We start from the raw sequence: 6,434 nt of genomic DNA, 5'->3' as shown, positions 1-6,434 counted from the left end.
GCCTTCTCCGGTGGGCAGGTAGGTGATGTCCGCCAGCCAGACCGTGTTGGGTAGAGCGGCCGAGAACTGTTGCTTCAGCAGATTAGGCGCGATCGGCAGATCATGACGACTGTCGGTCGTGCAGGGTCGGAACCGACGCCCTGCCAGGGCCCGGATGCCATGCTGGCGCATCAGGCGCTCCACCCGTCCGCGGCTGGCTGTTCGGCCCTCCGCGCGCAAGGCCGCGTGCACCCGAGGTGAGCCATAGCGCTTATGATGCTCGGCATGGATGCGCCGGACGTCGTCGAGGAGCTGACGGTTCGACACCGACCGGGCGCTCTCGGGGCTGGAGCCGAAACTCCGCAGCGTCGTCAAGCGGCTCGATCTTGGAGAATAGGCGACGGACGAAGGCTGTCTAACAGTCGGACAGCGAGCGTCTAGCCGGCCTCGAGGCAGCCTGAGGAAACCGCGTTATGCGATTGAAAGGAAAAAGTGGCTGGGGGACCTGGATTCGAACCAGGACTAGCGGAGTCAGAGTCCGCGGTTCTACCGTTAAACTATCCCCCACCGGGACCGCGACCACACGGGCGAACTAGCCCTCGTGCGCGTCGGGAGGACCGTGGAACGATCCCCGCGCTCGGCGTTGGGCGTTCAGATAGGCTGGCTTGGGCGCGGCGTCAACAGAAGCCGGTGTCGGCGTCCGGTGCGCGTGCGTTCGGCACCGCATTTTCCGGTGTGCCTCCGTTCCGGCCTACGCGAATGTGATGGGGATGGCCGCGACAGCCCTTCGCCCGGCCGGTCCTCCGAGGAATAGGGTACCCGCCATGTCCGCCCGCCCCCGCTGCCCCCGCCTCTCGCCCGCACGCGGCTCCGGCCGCGCCGCCGCGTCCGAGGACCGGCGGTGATCGCGAACCTCGGCCTTGCCGCGCTCGCCGGGCTGCTGTCGGTGCTGTCGCCCTGCGTGCTGCCGCTGCTGCCGCTGGTGCTCGGTGCGGCGGCGGCCGAGCACCGGCTCGGGCCGGCGGCGCTCGCGGCGGGGCTCGCCCTGTCCTTCACGGTGATCGGCCTGTTCGTGGCCACGCTCGGCTTCGCCATCGGCCTCGACGGCGTCGTTTTCCGCCGCGTCGCCGCGGGACTGCTCGTCGCGGTCGGCTTCGTCCTGATGGTGCCGCCGATCCAGGCGCGGCTCGCCGCCGCAGCCGGCCCCCTCGTCGACGCGATCGAGCGGCGCTTCGGCGGTCGCCCCGGCGCGGGATTGTCGGGCCAGTTCGGACTCGGTCTCCTGCTCGGCGCGGTCTGGAGCCCCTGCGTCGGGCCGACGCTCGGGGCCGCCTCGCTGCTCGCCGCGCAAGGGCGCGATCTGGCGGCCGTCGCCGCCACCATGGGGGCGTTCGGTCTCGGCGCGGCGCTGCCGCTCCTCGTGCTCGGCACCCTGTCGCGCGGCGTGATCCTGCGGGCTCGCGGCGGCATGATGCGGCTCGGGCAGGGGCTGAAGGCGGGGCTCGGGCTGATCCTCGTCGCCACCGGCCTCGCCGTGCTGATCGGCCTCGACAAGGCCCTGGAGACCGCCCTCGTCGAGGCCTCCCCCGACTGGCTCAACGCCCTCACCACCCGGTACTGACCCCCGCGGCGGCGCACCGCCTTGCCGCGGACGCCCCGCCGCGCCACCTCGCGGCTCAGACCACGGTGCGAACCCGGCATGGCCGTCTTCTTCACCGCCGACACGCATTTCGGCGACGCCCACATCCTGCGCCAGCGCGGGGGGCGCTATCCTGGCATCGAGGCGCATGACGAGGCCCTGATCGCCCGCTGGAACGCCGTGGTCTCGGAGAGCGACGAGGTGTGGCATCTCGGCGATTTCGCGGGCCATGCCGATCCGGCGCACTGCGCCGCGGTGTTCGACCGCCTGAACGGGGTGAAGCGGCTGGTGCGGGGCAACCACGACAGCAACCGGGTGCTGCGCCTGCCCTGGGCCGACCCGCCGGTGGAGAGCGCCCGCGTCACCGTGAGGGCGGCGGACGGACAGTCCTGCCGGCTGTTCCTGGCGCATTACGCGCACCGGGCCTGGCCCGGCCTGTGGCGGGGCACGCGCCATCTGTTCGGGCACACGCATGCGACGCTGCCCGATACCACCCGGTCCTGCGATGTCGGAATCGATGCCTGGGACGACGCGCCGGTGAGCCTCGCGGCGATCACGGCGCGGCAGGACGCGGCCACGCTCGTCCCCGAGGAACTCGCCCGCGACGCAGGCCGGGGGGGCTGAACGGCCGCGCTTTCAGCTCCGGTTCAACTGCCGCGGCGCAGCGTAGCGGTATCGCGCGACCGGTGCCTCGGACGACATGCCCGCCTCCTCGACAGCTTTTTCCGACGCGCACCCTTCGTTCTCGCCGGAAGCGTTCTGGCGCAGCGTGACGCCGGCCCTCGACCGGGCCTTCGGGCTCGAGGCCGATCCCGACCTGCCCGAGGAGCTGGCGGCCCTGGTGGCCCGGCTTCAGGGGGAGCCGGAGGCGGACTTTGCGGACGTGGCGGAGCCCGAGCCGCTGGCGGCCTGATCGCGGCGACCTGCGCCGGGCGCCTTCACGCTGCGCGGTGGCCGACCCGCATTGCACGTCGAGCGCGGCTCCCCGACGTCGATCCGCGTCCCGGCGGCGGCGGAGACCGAGGGCCGGGTCGGCATGGTCGAGGCCCCCGGGGCAGCCGCCGAGATCAGGAGAAGCACGCCCCGCGACGGGGCCGGCGCGACAGGTTGACGGTCCTGGCTGCGATCCATGACGGCATCTCCCTGGTATCCGCTTCGGCCGAGCGAGCGACACGCGCGCGGGGCCGCTACCCCGCCCGCTCGGCGGCATGCGCCGCGATGGCGCCGGCGGTGGTGAGCCAGACCGTGTCGCGCTGCCCGGCGATCCGTTCGAGGGCGCGGCGCAGCGGGCGCAGGCGGTGCGGCTGGCCGACGATGTAGGGATGGAGCGCGATCCCCATGACCAGCGGCGCCTTGCGCGACTGCTCCCGCATCTCCTCGAAGCCGTCGAGGAGGGCGTCGGCGAAGGCCCGGCCCGTGTCCTTGCGGGCGACGACGGCCGGGATGTCGTTCAATTCCTGCGGATAGGGCACGGAGAGGATGCGCCCGCCGTCGCGGGTGGCAAACCATGTCGGCTGGTCGTCGTGGCACCAGTCGAGGAGGTAGCGGTAGCCCGCCTCCGCCAGCAGGTCCGGCGTGACCCGCGACTGCGAGATCCAGGGGCCGAGCCAGCCCGCGGGCGCCCGGCCCTCCTCGCGGGTCAGCAAAGCGGTCGCCTCGGCGATGAGGGCGCGCTCCTCCTCCTCCGGCAGGTCGCCCTGGCGCTCGGCATTGGTGCGCCCGTGTCCGACGATCTCGTCGCCCCGCGCCCGGAACGCCTCGATCAGGCCGGGACAGTCCCGGTAGATCCGGCTGTTGACGAGGATGCTCGCGGGGAGGTCCAGGTCATCGAGCAGGTCGCGGATGCGCCACGCGCCGACCCGGTTGCCCCAGTCGCGCCACGCGTAGTTCAGCACGTCCGGCTGCGGGCCGCCCGGCGCCAGCTCGGCGCCGAGCCCCGAGCCGAACTCGAAGGTCTCGAGGTTCAGGGCGAGGTAGACCGCGAGGCGCCTGGCCCCGGGCCAGTCGTAGACCGGCCGGTCCGGCAGGGCGGAATAGGCGTAGCGGCCATGGCTCGACGCGGTCTGTTCCGATGTCGTCACGGGGTGAATCTCGATCCTGGTGTTGATGGGGCGGTCACGCCGCCCCGAGATAGGCCGCCGCCGGCGCGGCGTCCGCCTTCGGCGCCGCAGCATGGCCCGATGCGGCGACGCGCCCCTGCTCCGGCACGTGGCCGCGATCCGCCGCGGTGAGCGCCGGCGCGGCCATCTGTCGGCCGGTTCGGCCGGCAGCGCGACCGGCGCCGATCAGCCCAGGACGACCCGAAGCTTGTCGGCGAGTTCGTCGCGCTGATAGGGCTTGCTCAGCAGCGGCACGTCGGCCGGCACCGCATGCGCGTCGAGCGCCGTGCCGGTATAGCCGGAGGTCAGGAGCACCCTGAGACCGGGGCGAAGGCGGCGGGCCTCGACCGAGAGCTGCACGCCGTTCATGCCGCCGGGCATCACCACGTCCGAGAACAGGATGTCGATGCGCTCCGGGCCGCCCAGGCGGTCCAGCGCCTCGGAGGCCCGCGTCGCGGTCAGCGTCCGGTAGCCGAGTTCGCCCAGGCTCTCGACCGCCATCTCCAGCACCGCCGGCTCGTCCTCGACCACCAGCACCACCTCGCCCGAGGCCGCGCGCCGCAGCGGCAGGGCGTTCTCGGGGCGGCTTTCCACGGCCTTCTCGGCGGAGCGCGGAAGGTAGAGTTCGATGCTGGTGCCCGCGCCCGCCTCGCTCTTGATCTGCGCGTGTCCGCCGGCCTGCCGCACGAACCCGTAGACCTGGCTCAGGCCGAGCCCGGTCCCCTTGCCGATCTCCTTGGTCGTGAAGAACGGCTCGAAGGCGCGGCCGCGCGTGGCCGCGTCCATGCCCTGTCCGGTGTCGGAGACCACGACGAGCACGTAGGCACCGGGCCGCAGGTCGGGGCGGTCCAGCAGTTCGTCGGCGTCGAGATGTCCGTTGCAGGTCCTCACCGTCAGGACGCCGCCGCCCGGCATCGCGTCGCGGGCATTGACCGCGAGGTTCAGCATCGCGCTCTCGAACTGGCCCGGATCGAGCCGCACGGGGTCGAGGCTCGCATCGAGGTCGAAGCGGATCTCCACGGTCTCCCCGACGGCACGCTTGAGAACCGCCCCGAAGTCCTTGAGCAGCCGGTTCGGGTTGACCGTCTCCGCCCGCAGCACCTGGCGTCGCGAGAACGACAGCAGCTTCTCGGTGACCTCGGCGCCGCGCCGCGCCGCCGTCATCGCCGAGGTGGCCAGCCGCTCCACGCGCTGCGGGTTGTCGGGCTTGCGCACGATCATGTCGAGGTTGCCGACGATGATGGTGAGCAGGTTGTTGAAGTCGTGCGCCACCCCGCCGGTCAACTGGCCGATGGCCTCCATCTTCTGGGACTGGTTCAGCCGCGCCTCGGCCTCGCGCTGCCGGGTGGTGTCCATGACGACGCCCGCCATCGATCGCGGCTGGCCGCGTTCGTCGCGGGTGACCTTGCCCCGCACCGTGACCGAGCGGACCGCCCCGTCGTCGGCCCGCCGGATGCGGCACTCGACGTCGAGCCGCCCCGTCCGCCCCGCCGCATCGATCGCGGCCCGGACCCGTCGCGGTCCTCCGGGACGACGTGCCCAAGAAGGGTCTCGACGGTCCAGGCCGTGACCGGCTCCCGGTGGCCGAAGATCGCGTCGTGCCGCCCCGAGCGCCGCGAGGTGCCGGCGCGCAGGTCGAGGTCCCAGCCGCCCATCTCGGCCGCCTCGAGCGCCAGGGCGAGGTTGTCGCGCGCGAGCTGCAACTCCGCCCGCCGGGCCTCGCGCTCATGGGCGGCGGCCTCGGCCTGGACGTGCAGGACGTCGATCTCGCGCAGGTAGACGCCCAGCAGGATGAAGCCGGCGACGAGCGCCTCCATGCGTCCCGCGAACCAGCCGACCGTGCCCCGGGCGGCCCCCGGAAGCGTCACGAGGTTGTCGAACACGAGGAGCAGCAGCGAGACGGCCAGCCAGAGCTGGAGCACCGTGCGCAGCCGGGTCCGCCAGCACAGGACGGCCAGCGCGAGGACGGTCGCGGCCACGACCGCGGGGCCGATGCCGGAGGTCGTGAGCAGCCCGTAATCGTCCCCCTCCACGCATTTGGGCAGCCAATGGACGTAGCGGGTCACCACGAGGCCGGTGAGCGCCGCGGCCAGGACGGTCCCGGCCAGCGTGAGCAAGCCGAGCCATCGGGCGCGGCGCGGCGAGGCCCGCGCCGGGTGCCGGCCGCCCTCCGCGTCGCCTTCGAGGAGGGCGTAGGGCAGCGCGAACAGCGGCGGTCCCAGATGCCAGAAGGTCCAGAGCCACGTCGTCGTGTCCGCGCCGTCGCCGAGAAGGCGCCCCGGCGCGAGGACGTTCGGGAACGAGAGCAGCTGCAGGAAGACGATCAGCGTCACGTAGAGGCTGCCGGCCCCGAGCACGAGCAGCGGCACCGACTGGAGGCGGCGATACTGGACGAGGAACAGGTAGGTGGTCAGGCCGTAGACCGCGATCAGGGCCGACTGGTAGACGGGCACGAAGCCCGGCATCGGCGGCATGGGCCGGGCGGCGATCGGCAGCAGGACCAGCGTGACGGCGCCGAAGGCGAGGCAGACGGCGGCCGCGATGGAGCGCTGCCTTCGGCCGGCCAAGGCGGTCGCGAGGGTCGCCAGGGGGGTGGCCGCCGTAAGCTGGCTCATCGTGAGTTCCGTGTCGCAGCGCGACGGCCGACCATGACGTTCACCCGTTCGCGCGACACGAGGCACCTTCAACGGAATACCGACGGGTCCGCAAGTCCGAGG

Annotated in this window: 7 protein-coding genes, 1 tRNA gene and 1 pseudogene; 3 read left to right on the top strand and 6 right to left on the bottom strand. The window is 72.7% G+C overall.

Annotated elements, in window-relative coordinates:
* Positions 1–330 (bottom strand): annotated as a pseudogene (locus HNR00_RS23255) (IS3 family transposase); the annotation flags it as partial.
* Between the two features lie 142 nt (positions 331–472).
* Positions 473–546, bottom strand: a tRNA-Gln gene (locus tag HNR00_RS23250).
* Between the two features lie 334 nt (positions 547–880).
* Between HNR00_RS23250 and HNR00_RS23245 the strand changes: the two genes are divergently transcribed.
* The 3 genes from HNR00_RS23245 (at position 881) to HNR00_RS23235 (ending at position 2,531) form a co-directional block, all read left to right on the top strand.
* On the top strand, positions 881–1,600 hold the full coding sequence (locus HNR00_RS23245) for a cytochrome c biogenesis CcdA family protein (protein ID WP_183573559.1): 720 nt from the start codon (positions 881–883) through the stop codon (positions 1,598–1,600).
* Positions 1,601–1,678: 78 nt separating this feature from the next.
* On the top strand, positions 1,679–2,242 hold the full coding sequence (locus HNR00_RS23240) for a metallophosphoesterase (RefSeq protein ID WP_183573558.1): 564 nt from the start codon (positions 1,679–1,681) through the stop codon (positions 2,240–2,242).
* Positions 2,243–2,318: 76 nt separating this feature from the next.
* Positions 2,319–2,531 carry a hypothetical protein gene (locus HNR00_RS23235; protein ID WP_183573556.1) on the top strand — a complete coding sequence of 71 codons (213 nt, stop codon included), beginning with the start codon at positions 2,319–2,321 and terminating at the stop codon, positions 2,529–2,531.
* Between the two features lie 274 nt (positions 2,532–2,805).
* Here the strand turns inward: HNR00_RS23235 and HNR00_RS23230 are convergent, their stop codons facing one another.
* The 4 genes from HNR00_RS23230 to HNR00_RS25670 are packed head-to-tail and all read right to left on the bottom strand — an operon-like array spanning position 2,806 to position 6,332.
* The gene (locus HNR00_RS23230) at positions 2,806–3,699 is read right to left on the bottom strand and encodes a polysaccharide deacetylase family protein (protein WP_183573554.1); all 894 of its coding nucleotides are present in this window, start codon (positions 3,697–3,699) and stop codon (positions 2,806–2,808) included.
* A 34-nt stretch (positions 3,700–3,733) separates the two neighbouring features.
* Complete coding sequence (locus HNR00_RS25890; RefSeq protein ID WP_281383346.1) at positions 3,734–3,865, bottom strand: hypothetical protein; 132 nt, start codon at positions 3,863–3,865, stop codon at positions 3,734–3,736.
* 38 nt (positions 3,866–3,903) lie between these two features.
* Positions 3,904–5,073, bottom strand: a complete 1,170-nt coding sequence (locus tag HNR00_RS25675; RefSeq protein WP_246391004.1) for an ATP-binding protein — start codon at positions 5,071–5,073, stop codon at positions 3,904–3,906.
* Positions 5,034–6,332 carry an MASE4 domain-containing protein gene (locus HNR00_RS25670; RefSeq protein ID WP_246391002.1) on the bottom strand — a complete coding sequence of 433 codons (1,299 nt, stop codon included), beginning with the start codon at positions 6,330–6,332 and terminating at the stop codon, positions 5,034–5,036. The genes HNR00_RS25675 and HNR00_RS25670 overlap by 40 nt, the downstream gene beginning before the upstream one ends.
* Between the last annotated feature and the right edge of the window lie 102 nt (positions 6,333–6,434).

It is taken from the genome of Methylorubrum rhodinum, from assembly GCF_014199935.1.
Lineage (GTDB): Bacteria > Pseudomonadota > Alphaproteobacteria > Rhizobiales > Beijerinckiaceae > Methylobacterium > Methylobacterium rhodinum.
This window is presented reverse-complemented; position numbering and strand designations above follow the sequence as displayed.

Excerpts from the sequence above, each read along its gene's own strand:
- HNR00_RS23240 (WP_183573558.1), top strand. The coding sequence starts at position 1,679 with ATGGCCGTCTTCTTCACCGCCGACACGCATTTCGGCGACGCCCACATC.
- HNR00_RS23235 (WP_183573556.1), top strand. The coding sequence starts at position 2,319 with ATGCCCGCCTCCTCGACAGCTTTTTCCGACGCGCACCCTTCGTTCTCG.
- HNR00_RS25890 (WP_281383346.1), bottom strand. The coding sequence starts at position 3,865 with ATGGCCGCGCCGGCGCTCACCGCGGCGGATCGCGGCCACGTGCCGGAG.
- HNR00_RS25675 (WP_246391004.1), bottom strand. The coding sequence starts at position 5,073 with ATGGACACCACCCGGCAGCGCGAGGCCGAGGCGCGGCTGAACCAGTCC.
- HNR00_RS25670 (WP_246391002.1), bottom strand. The coding sequence starts at position 6,332 with ATGAGCCAGCTTACGGCGGCCACCCCCCTGGCGACCCTCGCGACCGCC.